20 protein-coding genes are annotated in these 21,928 nt (G+C 68.8%); 8 read left to right on the top strand and 12 right to left on the bottom strand.

Annotation, left to right across the window (positions count from 1 at the left end):
- Positions 1–237, top strand: a complete 237-nt coding sequence (locus tag DVK06_RS11340; RefSeq protein ID WP_053770102.1) for an HVO_0649 family zinc finger protein — start codon at positions 1–3, stop codon at positions 235–237.
- Between the two features lie 37 nt (positions 238–274).
- Here DVK06_RS11340 and DVK06_RS11335 read toward each other — a convergent pair whose 3' ends face one another.
- Entirely contained in the window at positions 275–2,644 is a 2,370-nt protein-coding gene (locus DVK06_RS11335) for an amino acid permease (RefSeq protein WP_053770101.1), read from the bottom strand.
- Between the two features lie 283 nt (positions 2,645–2,927).
- Here DVK06_RS11335 and argS point away from each other — a divergent pair, with 283 nt between their 5' ends.
- The gene (gene argS, locus DVK06_RS11330) at positions 2,928–4,736 is read left to right on the top strand and encodes an arginine--tRNA ligase (RefSeq protein ID WP_053770100.1); all 1,809 of its coding nucleotides are present in this window, start codon (positions 2,928–2,930) and stop codon (positions 4,734–4,736) included.
- A 75-nt stretch (positions 4,737–4,811) separates the two neighbouring features.
- The gene (gene prf1 / locus DVK06_RS11325) at positions 4,812–6,062 is read left to right on the top strand and encodes a peptide chain release factor aRF-1 (RefSeq protein WP_121600343.1); all 1,251 of its coding nucleotides are present in this window, start codon (positions 4,812–4,814) and stop codon (positions 6,060–6,062) included.
- A gap of 27 nt (positions 6,063–6,089) precedes the next feature.
- On the opposite strand, the gene DVK06_RS11320 is transcribed toward prf1, so the two are convergent.
- The 6 genes from DVK06_RS11320 to DVK06_RS11295 all read right to left on the bottom strand — a co-directional run bounded on the left by DVK06_RS11320 (position 6,090) and on the right by DVK06_RS11295 (position 13,804).
- Complete coding sequence (locus tag DVK06_RS11320) at positions 6,090–6,533, bottom strand: metal-dependent transcriptional regulator (protein ID WP_053770098.1); 444 nt, start codon at positions 6,531–6,533, stop codon at positions 6,090–6,092.
- A 43-nt stretch (positions 6,534–6,576) separates the two neighbouring features.
- Positions 6,577–7,062 carry a ferritin family protein gene (locus DVK06_RS11315; protein ID WP_053770962.1) on the bottom strand — a complete coding sequence of 162 codons (486 nt, stop codon included), beginning with the start codon at positions 7,060–7,062 and terminating at the stop codon, positions 6,577–6,579.
- A 154-nt stretch (positions 7,063–7,216) separates the two neighbouring features.
- Positions 7,217–8,431, bottom strand: a complete 1,215-nt coding sequence (gene sufD, locus DVK06_RS11310) for a Fe-S cluster assembly protein SufD (protein ID WP_053770097.1) — start codon at positions 8,429–8,431, stop codon at positions 7,217–7,219.
- Between the two features lies 1 nt (position 8,432).
- On the bottom strand, positions 8,433–9,863 hold the full coding sequence (gene sufB / locus DVK06_RS11305) for a Fe-S cluster assembly protein SufB (RefSeq protein ID WP_121600342.1): 1,431 nt from the start codon (positions 9,861–9,863) through the stop codon (positions 8,433–8,435).
- Positions 9,864–9,915: 52 nt separating this feature from the next.
- Entirely contained in the window at positions 9,916–10,836 is a 921-nt protein-coding gene (locus tag DVK06_RS11300; RefSeq protein ID WP_121600341.1) for an ABC transporter ATP-binding protein, read from the bottom strand.
- A 145-nt stretch (positions 10,837–10,981) separates the two neighbouring features.
- The gene (locus tag DVK06_RS11295; RefSeq protein WP_121600340.1) at positions 10,982–13,804 is read right to left on the bottom strand and encodes a DNA-directed DNA polymerase; all 2,823 of its coding nucleotides are present in this window, start codon (positions 13,802–13,804) and stop codon (positions 10,982–10,984) included.
- A 102-nt stretch (positions 13,805–13,906) separates the two neighbouring features.
- Between DVK06_RS11295 and DVK06_RS18975 the strand changes: the two genes are divergently transcribed.
- From DVK06_RS18975 to DVK06_RS11280, 4 genes are all read left to right on the top strand, one after another.
- Positions 13,907–14,080, top strand: a complete 174-nt coding sequence (locus DVK06_RS18975) for a hypothetical protein (RefSeq protein ID WP_199718638.1) — start codon at positions 13,907–13,909, stop codon at positions 14,078–14,080.
- A gap of 97 nt (positions 14,081–14,177) precedes the next feature.
- The gene (locus DVK06_RS11290) at positions 14,178–14,600 is read left to right on the top strand and encodes a hypothetical protein (RefSeq protein ID WP_121600339.1); all 423 of its coding nucleotides are present in this window, start codon (positions 14,178–14,180) and stop codon (positions 14,598–14,600) included.
- 26 nt (positions 14,601–14,626) lie between these two features.
- Entirely contained in the window at positions 14,627–15,088 is a 462-nt protein-coding gene (locus tag DVK06_RS11285) for a hypothetical protein (RefSeq protein ID WP_121600338.1), read from the top strand.
- Positions 15,089–15,154: 66 nt separating this feature from the next.
- A complete protein-coding gene (locus tag DVK06_RS11280) occupies positions 15,155–15,433 on the top strand; it encodes a hypothetical protein (protein ID WP_121600337.1) in 279 nt (92 codons plus the stop codon).
- A 78-nt stretch (positions 15,434–15,511) separates the two neighbouring features.
- Here DVK06_RS11280 and rad50 read toward each other — a convergent pair whose 3' ends face one another.
- The 4 genes from rad50 to DVK06_RS11260 form a co-directional block, all read right to left on the bottom strand.
- A complete protein-coding gene (gene rad50, locus DVK06_RS11275; protein WP_121600336.1) occupies positions 15,512–18,205 on the bottom strand; it encodes a DNA double-strand break repair ATPase Rad50 in 2,694 nt (897 codons plus the stop codon).
- The gene (gene mre11 / locus DVK06_RS11270) at positions 18,202–19,548 is read right to left on the bottom strand and encodes a DNA double-strand break repair protein Mre11 (RefSeq protein WP_121600335.1); all 1,347 of its coding nucleotides are present in this window, start codon (positions 19,546–19,548) and stop codon (positions 18,202–18,204) included. The genes rad50 and mre11 overlap by 4 nt, the downstream gene beginning before the upstream one ends.
- Positions 19,545–19,931: a hypothetical protein gene (locus DVK06_RS11265; protein ID WP_053772406.1), complete on the bottom strand. Its 387-nt coding sequence runs from the start codon at positions 19,929–19,931 to the stop codon at positions 19,545–19,547. Before DVK06_RS11265 ends, mre11 begins: the two co-directional genes overlap by 4 nt.
- 85 nt (positions 19,932–20,016) lie before the next feature.
- The gene (locus DVK06_RS11260; RefSeq protein ID WP_053772407.1) at positions 20,017–20,280 is read right to left on the bottom strand and encodes a helix-turn-helix domain-containing protein; all 264 of its coding nucleotides are present in this window, start codon (positions 20,278–20,280) and stop codon (positions 20,017–20,019) included.
- 191 nt (positions 20,281–20,471) lie between these two features.
- Between DVK06_RS11260 and DVK06_RS11255 the strand changes: the two genes are divergently transcribed.
- Complete coding sequence (locus tag DVK06_RS11255) at positions 20,472–21,689, top strand: proteasome-activating nucleotidase (protein WP_053772408.1); 1,218 nt, start codon at positions 20,472–20,474, stop codon at positions 21,687–21,689.
- 55 nt (positions 21,690–21,744) lie between these two features.
- Here DVK06_RS11255 and DVK06_RS19600 read toward each other — a convergent pair whose 3' ends face one another.
- The gene (locus DVK06_RS19600) at positions 21,745–21,876 is read right to left on the bottom strand and encodes a hypothetical protein (protein ID WP_255409713.1); all 132 of its coding nucleotides are present in this window, start codon (positions 21,874–21,876) and stop codon (positions 21,745–21,747) included.
- Positions 21,877–21,928 lie beyond the last annotated feature (52 nt).

Here is a 21,928-nt window from a genome sequence, read left to right as displayed (position 1 = left end):
ATGGCGTCGGATCGCAGCCGCTCCCCGTTCGAACGGCTCAAGGAGCACTACGACCACGAGGAGCTCGTCTGCCCGGCGTGCGGGTTCGAGGACGAAGACGGCGCGTGGGACGCCGAGGCCGACGGGGCGGACATCGTGTACACGCACGCCTGTCCCCGGTGCGGCGCGGAACGGGAACACACGCTGGAGCTTTCGGACCGCGAGACGGCCCTGGAACACGTCGAAAAGCGGCAGTGAGCCGGCGACCGTCCCCGGAGGGTCCGCGCCGACGCGGTCAGTTGCCCTCGGTCGACGTCCCGTCGGCGGGCGCCTCGGTCCGCTGTCGACCGGTCAGCGAGCGGTAGACGGGGTAGAGGTAGTCCTCGATCGGCCCCTGGACGCCGCGGTCGCCCGCGTAGACGATGACCGGGACGCCCGCCCCGTCCGCGAGGTCGATCACGCGGTCGGGCGTGCTCCCGAACACCCAGCGCCTGAGCCTGCGGGTCCGGGTCGCGCCGATCACGAGGATCCCGCCGTTCTCGGCGGCCGTCTCGACTAACCCCTCCGCGACGGTCGCCGCTTGGACGTTGTGGATCTGTACCTCAGGGGCGTCGGAGAGGCCGGCGACGGTCGCGTCCGCCGACTCCGCGCGTCCCCCGCCGCCGTCGGGATTGACGCTGACCACGTGGAGCTCCGCGCCGTCGCGCCCGAGCCGCTCGACCATCGGCAGCAGCGCCTTGTGGTGCGGGCCGCCGCCCGCGCCGACGTTGACGACCGAGGCGTCCGTCTCGTCGGTGAACCCGCGCACGAACATCACGCCGCAGGGCGCCTTGTACTCGATCGTCTCGGCCACGTCGGTGTGCTCCTCGGGATACCCCATCAGGATCTGGTCGACGTCGCCCTCGCGGGCGGTCTGGAGGATGTCGAACGCCACGTCCTGACAGATGTGGCCCTCGACCGTGTAGTCCGCGTCGAGGTCCTCGCCCGCGAGCAGCTCCTCGATCCGGGTCACGCGGCTCTCCGCGGTCTCCCGGACGACCTCCGACGGCGTCTGCTCCGGTATCTGCGTGACGTTCAGCACGTGGATGTGGGGCGTGTCGTGCTGGAGCTTCCCCAGGGTATCGGCGAGCCTGATGTATCGCGCCGCCCTGTCCGGGCGGGCGACCGCGACGAGCACTCGGTATCGGTCTTCGTCGGTCGCCTCGGTGTCCGCGCCACCGGCCGTCTCCTCGGCGGCCGGCTCCGGCTCGACCACCTTCTCGAACAGCTCGTCGACGGCCGGCGCCCCGCCCCACGACAGGTACGCGACCAGCAGCGCCCCGACGAGGACGACGCCGACGAGGACGCCCTTCAGCGGGAGGTTGTAGATCAGCCCGAGGTTCGCGAGGACGCCCGCGATCGGGACGAGGGGGACTCCGGGCACCCGGAACCCGCGCTCGATGTCCGGGTAGCGCCGCCGCGAGTAGATGAGCGCGAGGTTGACGATCGAGAGCGGCAACAGGAGGTTCAGCGTCGCGAACCCGGTCAGCGTCGTCAGTCCCAGCTCCGTGATCGCGAGGGAGCCGACCACGGGCAGGGGAACGCTGATCTGGAACGGGAGGACGCCGCCCTCCGCCGGGAACAACATGATGAACGCGACGATCAGGAAGACGATGGTGCCGGTCGCGGTGGCGATGCTCCAGAACGGCGTGTTGTACTCCGGATGGATCCGCGAGAAGGGTCGGGGGGCCTGCCCCTGACGGCCCATCAGCGAGCCGATCCCGCTGGCGGCGAGTATCGAGGCGTTCGACGCGCTGACCATGCTGAAGATGGCGCCGGCAACGATGAGCGACCGCCCGACGGGGCCGAGGAAGCCGGCGGCGACCTCACCCATCGCGGTCTCGCCCTCGCGGGCGATGACCTCCGCGGGGACCGGCGAGTTGACCATCGCGACGATCACCAGCGCGTACAGGACGGTGACCGTGACGATCGACGCGGCGATGGCCCGCGGGACGGTCCGCTTCGGCTCGATGATCTCGCCGGCGCTGGCGGCGATGGCGGAGAAGCCGAAGAACGTGATGAACGCCAGCGCGGCGATCGACACGATCCCCACCACGTCCGTCGTGAAGCCCGTCGCGAAGGTGCCGACCGCCGTCGACGGGCCGCGGAACGAGAACGCGCCGCCGATGAACGCCAGCAGGACGGCCACCTTCGCCCCCGTCACGAACAGCTGGAACATCCCGCTCTCCTCTGTCCCCCGGGCGTTCAGCGTCCCGAGGAGCAGCGCGGCGAGCACTCCCGTCGTCCCGTGCGGGAGGACGTGGAACGCCTCCGGGAGCACGAACCTGAAGAACCACTCGTCCATCGTCGCGAGGTAGAACGCCGTCGTCCCGGTGTAGCCGAGGAAGAGCATCGCGCCGATGGCGTAGACGAGCGTGTCGTTCTCGAAGGTCCGCGAGGAGAACAGGTACCCCCCGCCGTTCTCGGAGTAGATCGAGGCGAACTCCGAGTACCCGGCGGCGGTGATCCCGGCGATGACGGCCGCGATGACGAACGCGATGACGGCGCTGGAGCCGATCGCCGCGACGGCGGTGCCGGAGAGCGAGAAGATGCCGGCGGCGATCATCGTCCCCAGGCCGATGGCGAACGCGATCTTGAAGTCCAGCGTCCGGGTGTGCTCAACCATCGGTGCGAAGGAGCGTCCGGCGTACCAGTTGTCCGCGTCGACCGATCGCGTCGTGCCGTGGTCTCGCCGCTATGCCGTAGAACATGGTTACCTCCTGGTCTGAACCCCGGAGACAAAATATCTCCCGGTACGATTTGCCCATGAGTGGTCCAGTCGGAGCGGAAATTATCGATTCGAAAACGGGTCGGCGGCGCGCGCCGCGGCGGACCCGAGGGCCCTCCGTCCGTTCGAGTCCGCGGCACGGTTCGGAAGGGCCTTTTAACCCGCCCGTCGAACGGACGGTATGTTCAGGCAGCTCCGGTCGGAGGTCGAGGCGGCGCTCGCGGACGCGCTCGCCGAGCTCGACCTCCCGACCGACGACCTCGGCATCGAACGCCCGCCGGACGACATGGACGCGACGCTCGCCTCCAGCGTCGCGTTCCGGCTCGCGGGCGAGGTCGGCGACGCGCCGCCGAACGTCGCGGCGACCGTCGCCGAGGCGGTGTCGGTCGCGGACGCGGACTACGTCGGGCGCGTCGACACCGCGGGGCCGTACGTCAACTTCCACGCGAACGAGCGCTACCTCGCCGACACGCTCGACGCGGCGGCCGTCGATCCGGCGTACGGCGCGCTCCCCGACCGCGACGCCTCGGTCGTCGTCGAGCACACCAGCGCGAACCCGACCGGCCCCGTCCACGTCGGCCGCGCGCGCAACCCCATCGTCGGCGACGCCGTGGCGAACCTCCTGGCGTACGCGGGCTACGACGTCGACCGCCACTACTACGTCAACGACGCCGGCCGGCAGATGGCGGTGTTCACGTGGGCGTACGAGCGGTTCGACGAGGCCGACCTCGACGCCGAGCCCGCCCGCGACCGCGCGGAGTACGACCTCGTGCGCTACTACCGGAAGGGGAACGCCTTCTTGGAGGAGGCCGACCCGGACGCGGTCGAGGCCGCGGAGGCGGAGATACAGGCGATCCTCCAGGGGCTCGAGGCCGGCGACGAGGCGACCTACGAGCGCGTCGGCGAGGTCGTCGACGCGGTGCTGGGCGGCATGAAGGAGTGCCTCGCCCGCCTGCCGGCCGAGTTCGACGAGTTCGTCAAGGAGACGCGGTTCATGCGTGACGGCTCGACGGACGACATCGCCGCGCGGCTCAAGGAGACCGATCACGCCGTCTACGAGGAAGACGCCTGGCAGCTGGAGCTCGACGAGTGGGGGATCGACAAGAACCTCGTGTTCCTGCGCTCCGACGACACGAGCCTCTACACCACCCGCGACCTGGCCCACCACGAGTGGAAGTTCGACAACTACGACCGCGCCGTCACCGTCCTCGGCGAGGACCACAAGCTCCAGGCCGACCAGCTCGACGCGACCCTCGAACTCCTCGGCAACGACACCGACCGGCTCGGCCACGTCATCTACTCGTACGTCAACCTCCCCGACGGGAAGATGTCGACGCGGAAGGGGACGGGCGTGATGCTCGACGACCTCCTCGACGAGGCCATCGACCGCGCCCGCGACGCCGTCGAGTCGCGGATGGACGACCGCATCCGCGGCGACGACCTCACCGACGAGGACGTCGAGCGCATCGCCCACCAGGTCGGGATCGGCGCCGTGCGGTACGACATCGTCTCGAAGCAGCCCGCCAAGGCGATCACCTTCGAGTGGGAGGACGCGCTCGACTTCGAGGCGCAGTCGGCCCCGTTCGTCCAGTACGTCCACGCGCGCTGCGCCGGCATCCTCGACGAGGCAGCGGCCGAGGGCGTCGACGTGCCCGGCGTGACCGCCGACGCCGACGGCGCGGTCGATCCCGACGCGCTCGACGTGGACGCGGGCGCGTTAGAGACCGAGGCGGCCCGCGACCTCCTCCGGGAGGTCGCCCGCTTCCCCGCCGCCATCGAGGCGGCGGCCGACGACCTGGAGCCGCACACGATCGCGACGTTCACCCGCGAGTTCGCGGACGCGTACAACGCCTTCTACCGCGAGTGCCCGGTCGTGACCGCCGAGACCGACGAGCTCCGCGACGCCCGCGTCGCCGTCGTCGCGGCCGCGAAGCACACGATGGCGAACGCGCTCGACGTGCTGGGCGTCGAGGCGCCGGAGTCGATGTAGCGCGGCGAGACGGTCGCTCCCGGGGGTATCGTCAGGTCAAAGCTTACTTACACGCACGCGACCGTATTTCGGACAATGAGTAGCGACGCACAGGAGGCGAACGAGGACCGCCGGAAGTACGAGTTCCGCAAGGTAATCGAGGAACTCAAAGACTACGAGGGCTCCGGCACCCAGCTCGTCACCATCTACATCCCCGAAGACAGGCAGATCTCCGACGTGGTGGCCCACGTTACCCAGGAGCACAGCGAGGCGTCGAACATCAAGTCCAAGCAGACCCGGACCGCCGTTCAGGACGCGCTCACCTCGATCAAGGACCGACTGCGCTACTACGACACCTTCCCGCCCGAGAACGGACTGGTGATCTTCTCCGGCGCCATCGACGCGGGCGGCGGCCAGACCGACATGGTCACCCGGACGCTGGAGTCGCCGCCACAGCCCGTCGAGTCGTTCCGGTACCACTGCGACTCGGAGTTCCTCACCGAGCCGCTCGAACACATGCTCGAAGACTCCGGGCTCTTCGGGCTCATCGTCTTGGACCGCCGCGAGGCGAACGTCGGCTGGCTGAAGGGCAAGCGCGTCGAACCCGTCAAGTCCGCCTCCTCGCTCGTCCCCGGCAAGCAGCGGAAGGGGGGTCAGTCCGCACAGCGGTTCGCCCGTCTGCGCTTAGAGGCCATCGATAACTTCTACCAGGAGGTCGCGGGGATGGCCAACGACCTGTTCGTCGACAGGCGCCACGAGCTCGACGGCATCCTCGTCGGCGGCCCCTCGCCGACGAAAGACGAGTTCCTCGACGGCGACTACCTCCACCACGAACTTCAGGACAAGGTCCTCGGCAAGTTCGACGTGGCCTACACCGACGAGTCCGGCCTGAAGGACCTCGTCGACGCGGGCCAGGAGGCGCTCGCGGACCAAGAGATCGTCCAGGACAAAAACGACATGGAGGAGTTCTTCGAGAAGCTCAACACCGGGCAGGAGGCCACCTACGGGTTCGAACAGACCCGCCGGAACCTGATCATGGGGTCGGTCGACCGCCTGCTCATCTCCGAGGACCTCCGCTCGGACGTCGTCGTCTACGAGTGCCCGAACGGCCACGAGGAGTACGAGGTGGTCGACGCCCGTCACTCGACGCCAGGCCACGAGTGTAGCGAGTGCGGCGACGAGGCGGCCGTCGAGAAGCGCGAGGACGTCATCGAACACCTGATGGCCATCGCGGAGCAGCGCGGCACCGAGACGCGGTTCATCTCGACGGACTTCGAGAAGGGCGAGCAGCTGCTCGACGCGTTCGGCGGCATCGCGGGCATCCTGCGCTACTCCACCGGCGTGTAAAGCCGCTCTCCGCGACGGGGCGAAACGTTACTGCTGTTCCGGTTCGACCGGCGTCGCCGCGACCTCCAGGCACGCGCAGGCGTCGGACTCGGGGTCGAAGCAGTCCGGACACTCCGGCTGGCGGTCGATGATCGTGTCGAGCCGCTCGGCCACCGTGTCGTCGATGACCGCCTCAAGCTCGCGGGCCTCCGCCTGGAAGTCCTCGACTGCGAGGACGTTGGCGAGGAAGCGCTCGATGATACAGTACGTCTGGAGGGCGTCCCGCGCGCGGACGATGCCGTCGTCGGTGAGGCGCACGCCCTTGTACTTCTCGTGTTCGGCGAGCCCCCGCTCTTCGAGCTTGCCGATCATCTCGTTGGCGCTGGCCGGGCTGACGCCGAGCGCGTCGGCGATCGACCCGGTCGAGGCGGGTCCGTCCTCCTGGTCCTGTACGACGTATATCGTCTTGAGGTACTGATCTGCGGTGTTCACGGCTGTCCTCCGTCGGCGCTCGTCGGCGACTCGTCTGTCCGGTTCATCGGCGCTCCATGACCTCCGTGACCTCGCGCACGCCCTCGGCCTCCTCGTCGCGGATCGCCGTCAGGGTCGCGATCAGCTCATCGCGGTCGATCGAGAACGCCGCGTCGGAGCCCTCGATCGCCTCGATGAGGTCGTCGTAGAACTTGTAGGCCGTCTCCTCGTTGCACAGCTGGTCGTACAGCACGTCGTCGAAGTCCTCCGGTCGCGTCCGTCCGTAGCGGGCGTCGACCAGCGATTCGATCTCGTCGAACGGGACGCTGTCGACGCCGAGCCCCTCGATGATCGCCTCCAAGCGCTCGCGGTGGTCGGCCGACTCCTCGGCGGCGTCCGCGAGCAGCGTCTCCACCTCCTCGTCGAGCTCGGCGTCCAGCTGCTGGTAGTGGCGGTGCGCTCGCGCTTCGACGACCTCTTCGAGTACGATGCCGATCTGGAGCAGTCGCGCGAGTTGGTCGTCGGAGGCGACCCGCTGGCTCACGCTCACCGCGACCACCCGAGACGGCGCGATACGCGGGTTCGCATACCATCGACTCGGGCGTCGTCGGTCTTAAGCGGTTCCCCTCGCGCGCCGGTCGTGGAGTCGGCGCGTCGGGCGTCGGAAAAATCCGTTCGGCGGGCGGGCAGCGAGCGCTGACCGCTTACTGGAGGCGCTCGAAGACGAGCTCCTCGACGTCGTCGCGGAACTCGTCGACCGCGATCTCCTCGAGGACGGGCACGAAGAAGCCCTCGACGAGCATGTTCCGGGCTGTCCGCGAGTCGATCGAGCGGCTCTCGAGGTAGAACAGGTCCTCTGCGTCGACCTGCCCGACCGTCGCGGAGTGGGAGGCCTCGGTGTCGTGGTTGTGGATGATCAGCTTCGGCGACGCGTCCGCCTCGGCCTCGTCCGACAGCATCAGCGTGTTCTCGCGCTGGTAGCTGGAGGTGTTCCACGCGTCCTCGCCGACGTCCTGGACGCCCTCGTAGACGGAGCGGGCGACGTCGTCGAGCACGCCGCGGGTGACCAGGTCGGCGGTCGTCTGCTCGGCCTGGTGCCACACGCGGGCGTTGATGTCGAAGTGCTGGTCGTCCGTGCCGAAGAACGTCCCGACGATCTGGCTCTCGGAGCCGTCGCCGTTCAGGTCGGTCTCGATGTCGGAGCGGGTGAGCTTCGAGCCGAAGTTGCTCTCGATCCAGTCGATCGTCGCGTACGTGTCCGTCACGCCGCGCTTCAGCGAGTAGGTGTACGCGTCCGAGTCGAGGTTCTGGAGCGAGCCGAACTGGACGTTCGCGTTCTCGCCCGCGACGACCTCGACGAGGTTCGAGAAGTACCGGTCGTCGTCGACCTCGGCGTCACCGGTCTCGATCGACTCGAGGATCGTCACCGACGAGGACTCCTCGGCGACGACGAGCGTCTGGCTGAACAGCGAGCGGGAGTTCATCTCCGCGCGCACCGTCACGTCCTCGACGTCGACGCCCTCGGGGACGTAGACGAACGTCCCGGTGGTGAAGAGCGCGACCGAAAGCGCGGTGAGGTAGTTGTGTTCGGGGTCGAGGACTGAGCCGAAGTTCGCCTCGATCACGTCGCCGTACTCGGCGAGCGCCTCGGTGAACGGCAGGACGACGACCTCGTCGTCGCCCGCGGTCCGCTCGGTCTCGTCGGCCTGGTTCAGCGGGTCGACGAGCGCCTCGAAGTCCAGCGCCTCCAGGTCGGTCCAGCGGCGGCCCGGCGTCTGGATGACGTCGGGCAGCTCCGCGGTCTCCAGCGCGGCCAGCGCGTTCAGCCGGGTCTCTAAGAGCCACTCGGGTTCGTCGCGTTCGTCGGCGATGCGTCGTACCGTCTCCTCCGAGAGGCTCTCGATTTGCTTCGTGCTCATGTTATCCGAGCGAACCCTCCATCTCCAGCTCGACGAGCCGGTTGAGCTCGACGGCGTACTCGATCGGCAGCTCCTCCGTGATCGGCTCGATGAAGCCCGAGACGATCATCTGCTTGGCGTCGTCGTCGTCGAGACCGCGCGACTGGAGGTAGAAGATGTCCTCGTCGCCGATCTTGCCGACGGTCGCCTCGTGGGCCACGTCGACCTTCGACTCGTTGATCTCCATGTACGGCATCGTGTCGGAGGTCGACTCGTTGTCGAACATCAGCGCGTCGCACTCGACGGCCGTCGAGGAGTTCTCCGCGCCGTCCGCGATGTGGACGAGGCCGCGGTAGTTGGTGCGGCCGCCGTCCTTCGCGATCGACTTCGACTCGACGGTGGACTTCGTGTTCGGCGCGTTGTGGTACACCTTCGCGCCGGTGTCGATGTCCTGGCCCTCGCCCGCGAAGGCGATGGTGATGTGGTTGTCGGAGGCGCCGCGCCCCTTCAGGATCGTCGAGGGGTACAGCATCGTCGCCTTCGACCCCATCGACCCCGAAATCCACTCCATGCGCCCGCCCTTCTCGGCGATGGCGCGCTTCGTGTTCAGGTTGTACGTGTTCTTCGACCAGTTCTGCACGGTCGAGTACTGGACGTGGGCGTCCTCGCCGACGAACACTTCCACGCCGCCCGAGTGGAGGTTGAACGCCGAGTACTTCGGCGCGGAACAGCCCTCGATGTAGTGGACCTCGGAGCCCTCCTCGGCGATGATGAGCGTGTGCTCGAACTGGCCCATCCCCTCGGAGTTCATCCGGAAGTACGCTTGGACCGGCATCTCCACGGTGGTGTTCTCCGGGACGTAGACGAACGAACCGCCGGACCAGATGGCGCCGTGGAGCGCCGCGAACTTGTTGTCGCTCGGGGGGACGCACTTCGTCATGAAGTGCTCGCGGACGAGCTCCTCGTGCTCCTGGACGGCCTTGTCCATGTCACAGAAGATGACGCCCTTCTCTTCCCACCGCTCCTGCATGTTCTGGTAGACGATCTCGGACTCGTACTGCGCGCCGACGCCCGAGAGCGCGTTCTTCTCGGCCTCCGGGATGCCCAGCTTGTCGAAGGTGTCCTGGATCTCCTCCGGGAGGTCCTCCCAGCTGTCCGCGCCGCCGCGCTTGTCGATGTCCGGGCGGATGTACGGCACGATCTCCTCGACGTCGACCTCAGAGAGATCGGGCTGCCCGGGCCAGTCGGTCGGCATCGGCATCTCCTGGAACTGCTCGAGCGCGCGCAGGCGGCGCTCCAACATCCACTCCGGTTCGTCCTTGTCCTCCGAGATGACGCGGACCGTCTCCTCGGTGAGGCCCTTCTCGCTTTTGAAGGCGGACTTCTCCTCCTTCTTGAACTCGAAGCGAGCCTCGGTGTCTGTCTCCTTGAGGTCGTCCTGTTGTGAACTCATAGTGTATTGTTACGGATTCCCGTGTTTAGGTGTGTCGCGTGCCCGCATTCGGTTACGCCGCCTCGAAGGCGTCCTCGCGGACCCAGTCGTACCCCTCGTCCTCCAGCTTCTCGGCGAGCTCCGCGCCGCCGCTCTTGACGACTTCGCCGTCGAGCATGACGTGAACGTGGTCGGGCTCGACGTAGTCGAGGATGCGCTGGTAGTGGGTGATCTGGAGGATCCCCGTGCCCTGCTCGTCGCGGAGCGCGTTGATCCCCTTCGAGACGTCCTTCAGGCGGTCGATGTCGAGCCCGGAGTCGATCTCGTCGAGCACGGCGACGCTCGGCTCCAGCATCGCGGCCTGGAGGACCTCGTTCTGCTTCTTCTCGCCGCCGGAGAAGCCGGCGTTGAGGTACCGCTGCATGAACTTCTCGTCCATGTCGAGCAGCTCCATCTTCTCGGAGAGGATCTCCTGGAACTCGGCGACGCCGATCTCGCCGTCGTCCGCGGGGCCCTCCATCGGGGAGGTCTCGTACCCCTCGTCGTCGTCGTCGGCCTCGGCCGACTCCTCGTCCTCGTCCTCGAACAGCTCCTCGCGCTCGTCGGCCTTCGCGTTGAGGGCCTGGCGGAGGAAGTTCGTCATGGTGACGCCCTCGATCTCGGCGGGGTACTGGAAGCCGAGGAAGATGCCGAGCGCGGCGCGTTCGTTCGGCTCCAGCTCCAGGAGCTCCCAGTGGTAATCCTCGTCGTCGAGGTCGGCGTCGATGTCGGCGACGTCGTCCTCGTCGAGGTGGAGGGAGACCGACCCGTCGGTCACCTCGTAGGCCGGATGGCCGGCGATCACCTTCGCCAGCGTCGACTTGCCCGAGCCGTTGGGACCCATCAGCGCGTGGATGTCCCCGGACTCGACGGTCAGGTCGACGCCGCGAAGGATCCGTTCACCGCCCTCTTCGGCCACTCGTGCCCGAAGGTCGTTGATTTCGAGAGTTGCCATTGTGTTCTCGTGCCTCGTGTGCGAACAGTGGGCGTTGCGGGGGTTAACGGTTACGCATCTCCGCCTCAAAAATCGCAGATCGACCAAGAAATTTTCTTCCGATCGAAAAGTGCTTTCAACGACCGGCGTTTCGCCTCGCCGTCGGTCACATGAACGAGCCCAGCCCCGTCTGCTCCTGGCCCGTCTTGACCTCCTCCCACGACATGCCGAGCGCCTCTATCACGCGCTCTATCGGTCCTTTGAGGGTCTTGTCGAGCATCTTCTCCCAGTCGACCTCGAACTCGTCGGGGACCTGGTCGGCGTACTCGAAGCAGATCACGTCCGGGTCGCGCTTGAACTCGCCGTAGAGGTGGTCCCGCTGGGGGTCGAGCCCCGCCTCGTCTTCCATCCGCGCCCAGAAGTCCGGGTGGACCTTCTCGATGTAGAGCCGCTTCGGCTTCGACCCGCTGCCGAAGTTCGTCCCGAGCATGAGGTTGGCGTACTTCGCGCCGCGGACCTGGGCGGTCGGGGTGTCGTAGGCGTCGAGCTTCTTGCCGATGCCGCCGGGGATCCCGACCTCGTCGAGGTCCACGTCGCCGTCGAGCACCCGCGCGATGACGTCGACGAGGTACCCCTTGACCTCCTCCATGTCGTCGTCGATGTCGTCGCCCGTCACGATCGTCTCGATGACGTTCTGTTGGACCTCCTTCGTGATGCCGGCGATGTCCGAGCGCTTGTACTCGAAGCCGGTGATGTCGATGTCGTCGACGTCTTTCCCCTCCTTCCAGACGATGTGGCCCGCGTACCGCTTCTTTTTGCCCGCCTGGAAGAACCGCCGGTAGAGCTTCTCGAACTCGATCTGGAAGCGGTGTTCGCTGGCGTTGAGCTCCTCGCGCGCGAAGTCGTCGTAGCGCTCGTTGATGTGGTCCTCTATCTCGAAGGAGGTCTCTATCGCCTCCTCCTTCGACATGTCAGAAAGAGATAACATTACCGAATCGGTATCTCCATAAGCAACCTGATAATTAAGCTCTTCAGCGGCCTCCTCGGTAAAGTCGATGACTTCGCGACCGGTCGCTGTGACGGCTGCTGCGCCCTCTTTGTCGTAAAGACGGAACCGATCCCACCCCGTCACGCCGTAGAGTGAGTTCATAATAACCTTGACAGCTTCCTGCTGGCGGTCGTACTGCTCGTACGGCTCGGTCCCGGGGTCGTGGTCGTTCCGGAGCGCCTTCTTCTCCTCGCGCTCGGAGAGCAGCTCGTCGACCATCTCGCGCATGATGCCGTCCGGCTCCTTCCGGAAGTGGGTCCCGTTGGGCGCGACGTACGTCTCGCCGTCGTACTCGTCGGGGTCGACCTTCGTCTCCGGGCCGGCGTTGATCGTCACCATGCACATCGGGTAGAGGCTCTTCAGGTCCTGGACCGTCACCATCTCCTTGACGCCCGTTATCGGGTCGAAGACGGCGCCGCCCTCGAACTCCTCCGACTCCTGTTGGCCCTTCGTCGGGAGCGCGAACTTCCCGAACGCCTTGTGGAGGACGTACATGTCGACGGTGTCGCCGGGCGTCGGCGCGTCCTCGATCTTACAGCCGACGAAGGTCCGCACCTCGTCCCAGAAGGCGATCACGTCCTGCTTCCGGTCGATCTCGACGCACAGCTCCACGTCGCGGATGCTGTACTCCAGCAAGCGCTCGGGGTCCTGCTCCCAGAGGTCGCCGATGTCGCCCGTGTAGCGCTCCTTCCCGACGCCGAGCTCGCGCTCGCCGACCGCGTCGAGCCGGTACGACTCCAGCTCGGTGAACATCGTGCGCTTGTAGGCGTACAGCAGGTCGAAGACGACCCGCCCCTTCACGTCCGGGCCGCCCCAGCCGGAGCGCCACACCTCGCCGATCCGGGAGAGCCGGTCGACGTCGAGGTCGTACTGGCTCCCCTCGTCGAGCACCTCCAGCCGGTCGAGGACGTACGGCGCGTCGAAGTCCTCGAAGTTCCAGCCGGTCAGGAGGTCCGGGTCCGTCTCGTCGATGTACTCGACGAACGCGTCGAGCATCGCGGCCTCCTCCTCGAAGGTGCGGACCCGGAAGTCCAGCTCCCCGTTGCCGCCGACGATCCCCTCGTAGTCGGGGAGGTCCGCCGGCGGCGGGATGTCGGCCTCGGGCGCGTCGTACAGCCAGACGACGTACTCGTCGTCGTAGGAGTCGTGGCTGGTGAGACAGATGATCGGCTCCTCGCCGTCCTCGGGGAAGCCGCGCCGGTCGTCGACCTCGATGTCGAAGGTGTTCACGCGGAGGTCGGCGTTGACCTCGGCGGGTTCGAGGTGGCCCTCGTGGACCTGGATCGTCCCCTCCCCGTCGTCGAGGCGCCGCTCCTCGACGCGGATCCCGCCGTTGATCCCGTTGTCGATCAGGAAGCGGTTGGGGAACAGGATGTCCGCCTCGAAGCTCGTCTCGAAGTCGTCCCGGATGTTCCCCACGTCGCGGGGCGTCCGGGTGACGATCCGGGTGAGCGGCTCGCCGCGGATGCTCTCGAAGGGCTCGCCGTCGGGGCTCTCCTCGCGGGTCCCGATCACCACGTCGTACTCCTCGACGGGGTCGCGGTCGAGGTCGGCGGTGGGCACGTAGAAGTACGGCTCGACGCCGAGCACGCGGAGGTGTTCGACGACGTCGTGGTCCGGGTCCCCGTCGACGTGTTCGGCCTCCCCGTCCACGTTCTCGGCCGGCCGCCGACCGAACACGTGGACGACCGGGTACTCGTCGCTCCCGTACCCCTCGACGGCGTAGTCGATCTGGGTGATCATCAGCTCGACGGTCCCGGTCGACTCCGGGAACTTCGCCTCGTCGACGTCGACCACGTCGCTGACGTGCCCGCGGCCGCCGCCGGCGACGACGGCCGCCTCCTGGGCGGCCAGCTCCTCCCGTTCGGTGTCCGTGTCGCCGTCGGCCCCGTCGCCCGCGTCCCCGGTCGACGAGAAGTCCGACAGCCCCGACTGAGTCATATCCGTCCTTCGGCGGCACCCGGCTAAAAAACTCGGCTTTCGGGTGCGGCGAGCTATCCCGCCACGGAAAGGCATATAATGTGTGATGACTTACCACGGTCCATGTCTTCGGACCCACGCTCCGAATCCGAGGTGGCTCGCCCGGGCGACTCCGACGCGGTCGACGCCGAGGTGGAGGCGTACGAAGACGACGGAAACGTGGTGCTTTTCGACGCCGCGAACCCCCTCGCGTGGGTCGAGGCGAGCCGAACCGTCCGGCTCGCCGACGCGGTCTGAGAGGGTTCGGCCCTCGGTCCCGCCGCGCCGATCCCGTCCCCCGTAGCCGCCGCGCTCGGACGGAACCCATTTGCACCGGCGCGGCGTACGACCGGACGTGTTCAGCCTCGACGAGGACGACGAGGGCGAGATCTCGGTCGGCGAGAGCTCCGACGCCGAGCGGGAGATGACGCCCGACATCCCGAAGGCGCCCTCGGTGAAGTCGTTCGACGACGGCGGCGACTTCGAGGGCGCGAGCGACGTGGACCGGGACACCCTCCGCGCGTTCGTCGTCGCCGTCATCTACGCCAACGCCGCCGTCCTCCTCGTCGCGCTCGGCCCGATGGTGTGGTTCTTCGAGGGCTGGTCGCGGATCGGTCCGGCCCTGTTCGTCGTCGGCCTCTTAGCGGGGGTCCGGACCTACCAGACGTATCGATCGTGGAAGCGGTCACGGGACGAGGCCGAGCCGGACGCCGACTCCGACGACACGGTGACCGAGGCGGACGACCGCGACCCCGACGAGACGCCCCCGGAAGCGTAATACCCGGCGAGGGCCCTCCTCCGATCATGCAGACGGTCCACGACGGCGACGGCGAGACGTACCTCCTCGTGAAGCGCTCCGCCGAGTCGAGCCGCGTGCGGGACCCGGCGACCGGCGTCGAGCGCTACGTCGACAACGACGACCTCCGGGTCGTGGAAGGCGAGTCGCCGCTCGCGACCGCCGCTTCCGGCGTGCCGGAACCGGTCCGTCGGACGCTCGGCGCGGTCCGCGACGACCGGTCGCTCGGCCTGCTCGCGGTGGTCGTCGACGAGGGACCGATCGCCGCCATCGACCTCCTCGACGCGGCCGACATGTGCGAGTCCGACCTCCACGGCGCGCTCTCCGAGTTCCGCGCGGCCGGCCTGGTCGGCGAGGCCGAGGTCGCCGGACGGCGCGGCTACGAGGCGACCTCGGTCGCGGTCGAGGCGCTGGCGCTGCTGCGCGGCGAGTCGGCTGACGACGGCGGCGCCGAGTCGGACGACGGCTGATCCCGCCGGCGTCGAACGGCCGACGCCGACAGAAAGCACTTGCCGGTCGGCCGACGCCCCTCGCCCATGGCGCTCCGACCGAACGGGCGCCTCGGCGGCGCCCTCCTCGCGGTCTGTTGTGGTCTCCTCGCCCCGCTCATCTCGGAACGGGTCCTGGCGCATCGCCTCGGGCTGGCCGGACCCCCGGTCGCGTACGGGTTCCTCGCGCTCGCGGGAGTCGGTGCCGTCGCCGCCTTCCGGTACTCCTCGGCGGACTCGTGGCGGTACCTGCTCGCGTACGCCGGGCTCGCCGTCGCCGTCGCCCTCGGTACGTTCGCCTATCTGCTCGGGCAGGCCGGGGCGTGAGCGTCGCCCGCTGCCTGGGGAAGAGATACGAACGGCCGCCCGTCGGAGTACGCGGAGGGCGGTCCTGCGGGACCGCGGTCAGTCGTCGGCGAGCGACGCCGCCTCGATGTCCGCCGCGTCCTCCCGCCGGACGGTCGAGCGGTTCGAGCGCGGGTCCTTCTCGACGGTGACGAGCTCGTCGGCCGCGCCCACCAGCTCGTCGTCGTGGCTCACGATGACGATCTGGCGCACGCCGAAGCCGCGCATCTCCTCGACGAGCCGGACGAGCCGCGAGACGTGGCCGGAGTCGAGGAACACGGTCGGCTCGTCGAGGATGAGCGGCGGGGTCGGCGCCGCTCCCTCGATCCCCTCCGAGAGCAGCCGGTAGATGGCGCAGCGCAGCGAGAGGTTGAACAGGGCGCGCTCGCCCCCGGAGAGCTGCTCGGGGTCGAGCGGCTCGCCGTCCTTCTGGTAGACGGTGAGGACGTACTCGCCGTCGAGCTCGATGTGCGAGTAGGCGTCGTTGCCGTAGACGAGCTCGAACGTCTCGTTGAGGGTGCGTTCCAGCTCGGTGACGTTGCGCTGGCGGAGCTCCGCGCGCAGGTCGCCGTACATCGACTCAAGCTCGCTCGTCTCCTCGTGGAGGCCCTCCAGCGCGGCCACCCGCTCGCCCAGCGCCTCGCGCTCCTCGCGGAGCTCCTCCAGCTCGCGGAGCTCGCCTTTCACCCCGCCGATCGCGTTCTGGAGCTCCTCTCGGCGCTCGCCGAGGCGGTCGAGCTCCTCGGCGACCCGTTCGAGGTATCGCTCGGCCTCCTGCTTCCGCTCCCTCGCCGTCTCGACCGCAGCCTCGTCGACGGCGTCCGCGAGCTCGTCGCGCCGCTCGCGCTTGTCGGCGAGCCGGTCGCGCCGCTCGTCGTTCACCTCTTCGAGGTTCTCCCGCTTCTCGCGGCGGCGCTCGATCTCGTCTTCCGCGTCCGCCACGGCGGACAGGCGCTCCTCGATCGCCGTCACCGCCTCGCGGGCGTCGTCGATCTCCGCGAGCTCGGACTCGAGCTCCTCGACGCGCGCCGCGGCCGCCTTCGCCTCCTCGCGCTTCTGGGCGGCTACCTCGCGCGTCTCCTCGGCCTCTTCCCTGAGATCGGCGGCACGCTCGCGCTTCTCCTCGGCCGTCTCCCGCTTTCGGTCCGCCGCCTCGCGCTTCTCCTCGACGCGCGCTTCGAGCGTCTCGACCCGCTCGTCGATCTCGTCGAGCCGGTCGGCGGCGCTCGCGAGCCCGTCGAGCTCCGCGATCCGGTCGTCTAGGTCGCCCTCGCGCTCGCGGGCGTCCTCGAGCTCGGCCTCCAGCTCCGCCACGCGCTCGCGGTCCTCTTCTATCCCGCTGGCGTGCGGCGAGTCCTCGACCGGCTGGCCGCACTCGGGGCACTTCCCGGCCGCGAGCAGCTCCTCGGCCTCCGCGACGCGCTCGCGGGCGTTCTTCAGCTCCGCCGACAGCTCGGCGATCCGCTCGCGGACCTCGCCGCGCTCGTCGCGCAGCGCGTCCCGCTCGTCGGCGACGCCGTCGCGGTCGACGTCGGCGTCCGCGGCCGCGAACCGCTCGCGGAGTTCGTCGGCCTCCTCGCGGAGGTCCGCGACCGACGACTCGGCCTCGTCGGCCTCCGCCGCCGTCGCCTCGGCCTCGTCGGCGAGGTCGTCGGCCTCGGCCTCGACCTCCGCGGCGCGCTCGGTCCGGTCGTCGGCCTTCCCGGCGAGGTTCGTCGCCTGATTGCGGAGCCCCTCGGCGTTCACCCGCTCGTCGTCGAGCCCCTCGCGGACCGTCGCCTCCCGCTCGTCGAGCGCCGCGCGGCGGTCGGCGATCGCCTCCTCGGTCGCCGCGTCGAGGCCGGCGTCGTCGAGCCGATCGTCGATCTCGGCCTCGATCTCGTCGATCCGCTCGCGCGTCTCGCGGATCGCGTCGCGGTGGCCGTCGCGCTCGCGCTCGGCCTCGCGGATCGCGGCCTCGATCTCGCCGATCTCCGACTTGACCGCCTCCAGCTTCTCCCGCTTCTCCGCGTGCGTCGACAGCGTCTCGGCGGCCGCGTCGCGCGTCTCCTTCGCCTGCTCCCGCTGTGTCTCGTACCGGTCAATGTCGTCGGTGACCTCGCCCAGTTCGCCCTCAAGTTCGTTGAGCCGCGCGTGGAGGTCGCGGTCCTCCTTCGCGGCGATCTGCTCGTCGAGCTGGTCGAGCCGCCCGCGCCGGTTCTCCAGCACGTCCTCGACGCCGAGCCTGGCGTCGCCGGCGCGCTCGCGGTACTCCTCCAGCTTCCCCAGCTGGAGCAGGTCGTCGATCGTGTCCTGCCGCTCCCGCGGGGTGGCGTTGATCAGCTTGTTCACCTCTCCCTGCCGGACGTACGCGCAGTTGACGAACGCCTCGGCGTCCATCCGCAGCAGCTCCGTGACGAACTCGCGGACCGCGCGGGCGCCGTCACGCGTCACGTCGCTCCCGTCGGTCGATTCGAGCGTACACTGGTGGTCGATCCGGCCGTCGTACGACTTGAGCCGCCGCTCGACCCGGTAGGAGACGCCGTCGTGGGTGAACCACAGCTCGACCTTCGTCTCCTCCTCGCCGTTTGTGATCACGTCATCGAGGGTCCCGTCGAGCGCCTTAGAGCCGTACAGCGCGAAGAAGCAGGCCTCCAACAGCGACGACTTCCCGCTGCCGTTGAGCCCGTGGATGACGGTGACCCCCTCGGTCAGCCGCAGGTCGGCGTCGCCGTACGGCTTGAAGTTCGCGAGGCGGACGCGGTCGAACTTCACAGGTAGTCCTCCATGGAGACCTGGCCGTCCGGCGACGCCGAGTCGGCGTCCGTCGCCTCGGCGGGGTCGGCGTCGGACTCGTCCGGCTCGGGTTCGCCGTCGTCCAGTTCGTCGTCCGGTGCGTCGCCGTCCAATTCGTCGCCGCCCTCGGCGTCATCCGATTCGGCACCCGGTTTGCCGTCGTCATCCTCGTCGGTCTCGGCGTCGGGCTCCACGGCCTCGAACGCGCCGAGGTCCCCGTCGAGCCGCTCCTCGACCCGTCGCTTCACCGTCTCGCGCACGTTCGCGTCGGGGACGGTGTCCTCGCGGACCGCGCTTTCCACGTCGCGCGCGGCGGTCGACAGCGACATCTCGCCGAGGCGGTCGCGGACGGCGTCCTCCGGGTCGGCGAAGCTCACGTCCACCTCGCCGTCGGCGTCGACCTCGCGCCTGTCAGTGACGCGCGCGATGAGCGCGCCCTCGTCGGTCGCGAACTCCTCGACGGCCGCGGGCGTCACCGGGTCGCCCTCCCCGGTGACCTCGACGTGGACGACCGCGTCGGCGAGGTCGTGCTCTCGGACGCGCTCGCGGACCCGCGACTCGCCCTCGCCCTCGCGCAGTTCGACGGAGACGAAGACGAACGGGCGCGTGTCGAGCGCGCGGCGTCGGATCTCGACCCGGTCGTCGCCGCCGGCCGCCTCGGTGTCGAAGACGACGACGTTGTAGCCGCGCCCCACGCGCTCGCTGGCGCTCGCGCGCTCGGTCGAGCCCGGGTACGTGACCCACGTCCCGGCGACCCGCGCGGTGTCGGGCGTGTGGTTGTCGCCGAGAAGCATCGCGTCGAAGTCGACGTCGCTCTCGGTCAGCACGGTCTCCGTGTCCCAGTCGGCGTAGCCGAACGGCTCGAAGAGGCCGTGCGCGACCAGGGCGGCGTACTCGGCGTCGTGGTCGGCGAACGCGTAGTCGAGGTCGTCGCGCCGCGAGACGGGGACGTGGTCGAGGCCGTAAAAGGCGGTGTCGCCCACGACGACCGGCTCGTCGCCGAGCCGGGTCGCGAGGCCGAGGCGCTCGAAGAGGTCGAGCCACTGCCCGCCCCGCGTCGACTCGTGGTTGCCGACGACCGCGAGGAACGGGATCCCAGCGTCGTCGAGCCGGCGGAGGACGGAGATGGTCCCCATCAGGTCGCCGAGTTCGGGCCGGCGGTCGTGGAAGAGGTCGCCCGCGTGGACGACGGCGTCGACGCCGTCGTCGACCGCGTCGTCGACCACGGCCTCGAACGCGTCGAGGAAGTCCTGGCGTCGGACCGGCGAGTGGTACTGCGAGTACCCGACGTGGGTGTCGCCGGTGTGGATCACCCGTGTCATCTGTCCGCGTCTTGGCCGGTGTCCGGCTTAGGGATTCCGGGGCCGGAGCGGAAGTGGTCGCGCCCGTCGCCGCGCCGCTCGGGGCCGCCGGCGTCGGCGTCGCCGTCCCGGCCGGGGCCGTCCGCCGCGCGTCGGAACGCCCGGTACGCGGCCAGCGCCTCGCGCCCGCGCTCGGCGGCGGCCTCGTCGTCCGCGCGCTCCGCGGCGTCGACCGCCTCCGCCAGCCGGTCGAGACCGACGGCGTCGACGAAGCCGGCCGCCCGGCGGAGGTCGGCGCGCGCGGCGTCCGCCTCGTCGATCACGGCGACGTACGGGCGCCTCGCGGTGTCGGTGCGCGTCGCGAGCGCGGCCAAGGCGCGCTTGACGGCGGTAGTCGAGACCACGGGTCGACTGGCGCGGCATCGGTGATAAACGGTCGCGGACGCCCTCCCTTGACCCGACGGACCGCGGCGCGGTCCGAACCCCGCCTCAGATCCCCAGCGAGTACAGCCGCTTGCGCGCGTCGGTGAAGGAGAACCGGGAGTCGACGACGCCCTCCTCTTCGAGCCGCGACAGGGCGTAGCGGACGGTCCGGGGCGGGAGCAGCGTCTCCTCGGCAAGCTCGCTCTGGGTCAGCGTGTCGTTGTAGTCTAACACCTTCGCGACGAGCTTCGCGCTCGGCGGCAGGTCGCGAACGGCCGCCCAGCGGTCCGCGGTCCCGTCCTCGGCGGTGACGGCATCGGTCGTGCTCATGCGTACCTCGATCGATCGCATGCTGGATAATAATATTTACTATCACATCTCATTACTATTGGGCATTCATGTGCCTCGGTCCGACCAGTCCGTCCGGCGAACCCCCCGCGCGTCGTCGTTTCGCAGACGATACTGGCGGCATCGTGCCCCCACCCGAAGCCTCTTATCCGCGAGACGCTTTAATAAGCACAATGAGCGACACCGTCGACGACGTCGATATGCCCTACGACGAGGGAGCGGCGTCGAAACAGGAGAAGATCGACTCCTTGCAGGAGCGGCTCGACGTCTTAGAGTCCCAGAACGAGGAGATGCGCGACAAGCTCCTCGACGCCAACGCGGAGAACAACAAGTACCAGCAGAAGCTCGAACGGCTCACCCACGAGAACAAGAAGCTGAAGCAGTCCCCGCTGTTCGTGGCGACGGTCCAGGAGATCACGCCCGACGGCGCCGTGATCAAACAGCACGGCAACAACCAGGAGGCGCTCACCGAGGTCACCGACGAGATGCGCGAGAAGCTCGACCCCGACGACCGCGTCGCGGTCAACAACTCGCTGTCGGTGGTCAAGAAGCTGGAGAAGGAGACCGACGTCCGCGCCCGCGTCATGCAGGTCGAGCACTCGCCGGACGTCACCTACGCCGACATCGGCGGACTCGAAGACCAGATGCAGGAGGTCCGCGAGACCGTCGAGATGCCGCTCGAACACCCCGACATGTTCGAGGACGTGGGCATCACGCCCCCGAGCGGCGTCCTGCTGTACGGGCCGCCGGGGACGGGCAAGACGATGCTCGCGAAGGCCGTCGCCAACGAGACGGACGCGACGTTCATCAAGATGGCCGGCTCCGAGCTGGTGCACAAGTTCATCGGCGAGGGCGCGAAGCTGGTCCGGGACCTGTTCGAGGTCGCCCGCGAGAACCAGCCCGCCGTCCTGTTCATCGACGAGATCGACGCCATCGCCTCGAAGCGGACGGACTCGAAGACCTCGGGCGACGCCGAGGTCCAGCGGACGATGATGCAGCTGCTCTCCGAGATGGACGGCTTCGACGAGCGCGGCGAGGTCCGGATCATCGCCGCGACCAACCGCTTCGACATGCTCGACCCCGCGATCCTGCGCCCCGGCCGCTTCGACCGCCTCATCGAGGTGCCCAAGCCGGAGACCGAGGGCCGCGAGATCATCTTCCAGATCCACACCCGCAACATGAACCTCGCCGACGGCGTCGACTTCGGTGAGCTCGCCGAGCTGACTCCCGACGCGTCCGGCGCCGACATCAAGGCGATCTGTACGGAGGCCGGGATGTTCGCCATCCGCGACGACCGCACGGAGGTCACCGTCGACGACTTCCTCGAGGCCCACGAGAAGCTCCGCCAGGACGAGGAGACGAACGCCGACGACTCGCTGGCGTTCGCCTGATCGCGTCGCGGCCGCTCAGTCCTTTTCCGACCGTCCGCTCCCGTCGAAGCGCCCGTTACAGCGCAGCGACGACGAGGTACGGCGCGACGAAGACCAGCAGGAACACCAGTCCGACCGCGATCCCGTAGCCGGCGCCGACGCCGGCGAGCGCGAGCCAGCCGTCGTCGACCGACGCATCGATGTCCATGTCGGACCCACCGCGGGCCGAGACTTAAATCCGCGCGTCGCGCCGCCGAGGG

This window comes from Halorubrum sp. Atlit-28R (assembly GCF_003665955.1).
In the GTDB taxonomy this organism is placed as follows: domain Archaea; phylum Halobacteriota; class Halobacteria; order Halobacteriales; family Haloferacaceae; genus Halorubrum; species Halorubrum tropicale.
The sequence above is the reverse complement of the archived record's forward strand: the minus strand, read 5'-3'. Positions and strand labels throughout refer to the sequence as shown.

What these genes read in the sequence shown, in the direction of transcription:
- DVK06_RS11340 (WP_053770102.1), top strand. Translation starts at nt 1, where the DNA reads ATGGCGTCGGATCGCAGCCGCTCCCCGTTCGAACGGCTCAAGGAGCAC.
- DVK06_RS11335 (WP_053770101.1), bottom strand. Translation starts at nt 2,644, where the DNA reads ATGGTTGAGCACACCCGGACGCTGGACTTCAAGATCGCGTTCGCCATC.
- argS (WP_053770100.1), top strand. Translation starts at nt 2,928, where the DNA reads ATGTTCAGGCAGCTCCGGTCGGAGGTCGAGGCGGCGCTCGCGGACGCG.
- prf1 (WP_121600343.1), top strand. Translation starts at nt 4,812, where the DNA reads ATGAGTAGCGACGCACAGGAGGCGAACGAGGACCGCCGGAAGTACGAG.
- sufD (WP_053770097.1), bottom strand. Translation starts at nt 8,431, where the DNA reads ATGAGCACGAAGCAAATCGAGAGCCTCTCGGAGGAGACGGTACGACGC.
- sufB (WP_121600342.1), bottom strand. Translation starts at nt 9,863, where the DNA reads ATGAGTTCACAACAGGACGACCTCAAGGAGACAGACACCGAGGCTCGC.
- DVK06_RS11300 (WP_121600341.1), bottom strand. Translation starts at nt 10,836, where the DNA reads ATGGCAACTCTCGAAATCAACGACCTTCGGGCACGAGTGGCCGAAGAG.
- DVK06_RS11295 (WP_121600340.1), bottom strand. Translation starts at nt 13,804, where the DNA reads ATGACTCAGTCGGGGCTGTCGGACTTCTCGTCGACCGGGGACGCGGGC.
- DVK06_RS18975 (WP_199718638.1), top strand. Translation starts at nt 13,907, where the DNA reads ATGTCTTCGGACCCACGCTCCGAATCCGAGGTGGCTCGCCCGGGCGAC.
- DVK06_RS11285 (WP_121600338.1), top strand. Translation starts at nt 14,627, where the DNA reads ATGCAGACGGTCCACGACGGCGACGGCGAGACGTACCTCCTCGTGAAG.
- DVK06_RS11280 (WP_121600337.1), top strand. Translation starts at nt 15,155, where the DNA reads ATGGCGCTCCGACCGAACGGGCGCCTCGGCGGCGCCCTCCTCGCGGTC.
- mre11 (WP_121600335.1), bottom strand. Translation starts at nt 19,548, where the DNA reads ATGACACGGGTGATCCACACCGGCGACACCCACGTCGGGTACTCGCAG.
- DVK06_RS11260 (WP_053772407.1), bottom strand. Translation starts at nt 20,280, where the DNA reads ATGAGCACGACCGATGCCGTCACCGCCGAGGACGGGACCGCGGACCGC.
- DVK06_RS11255 (WP_053772408.1), top strand. Translation starts at nt 20,472, where the DNA reads ATGAGCGACACCGTCGACGACGTCGATATGCCCTACGACGAGGGAGCG.
- DVK06_RS19600 (WP_255409713.1), bottom strand. Translation starts at nt 21,876, where the DNA reads ATGGACATCGATGCGTCGGTCGACGACGGCTGGCTCGCGCTCGCCGGC.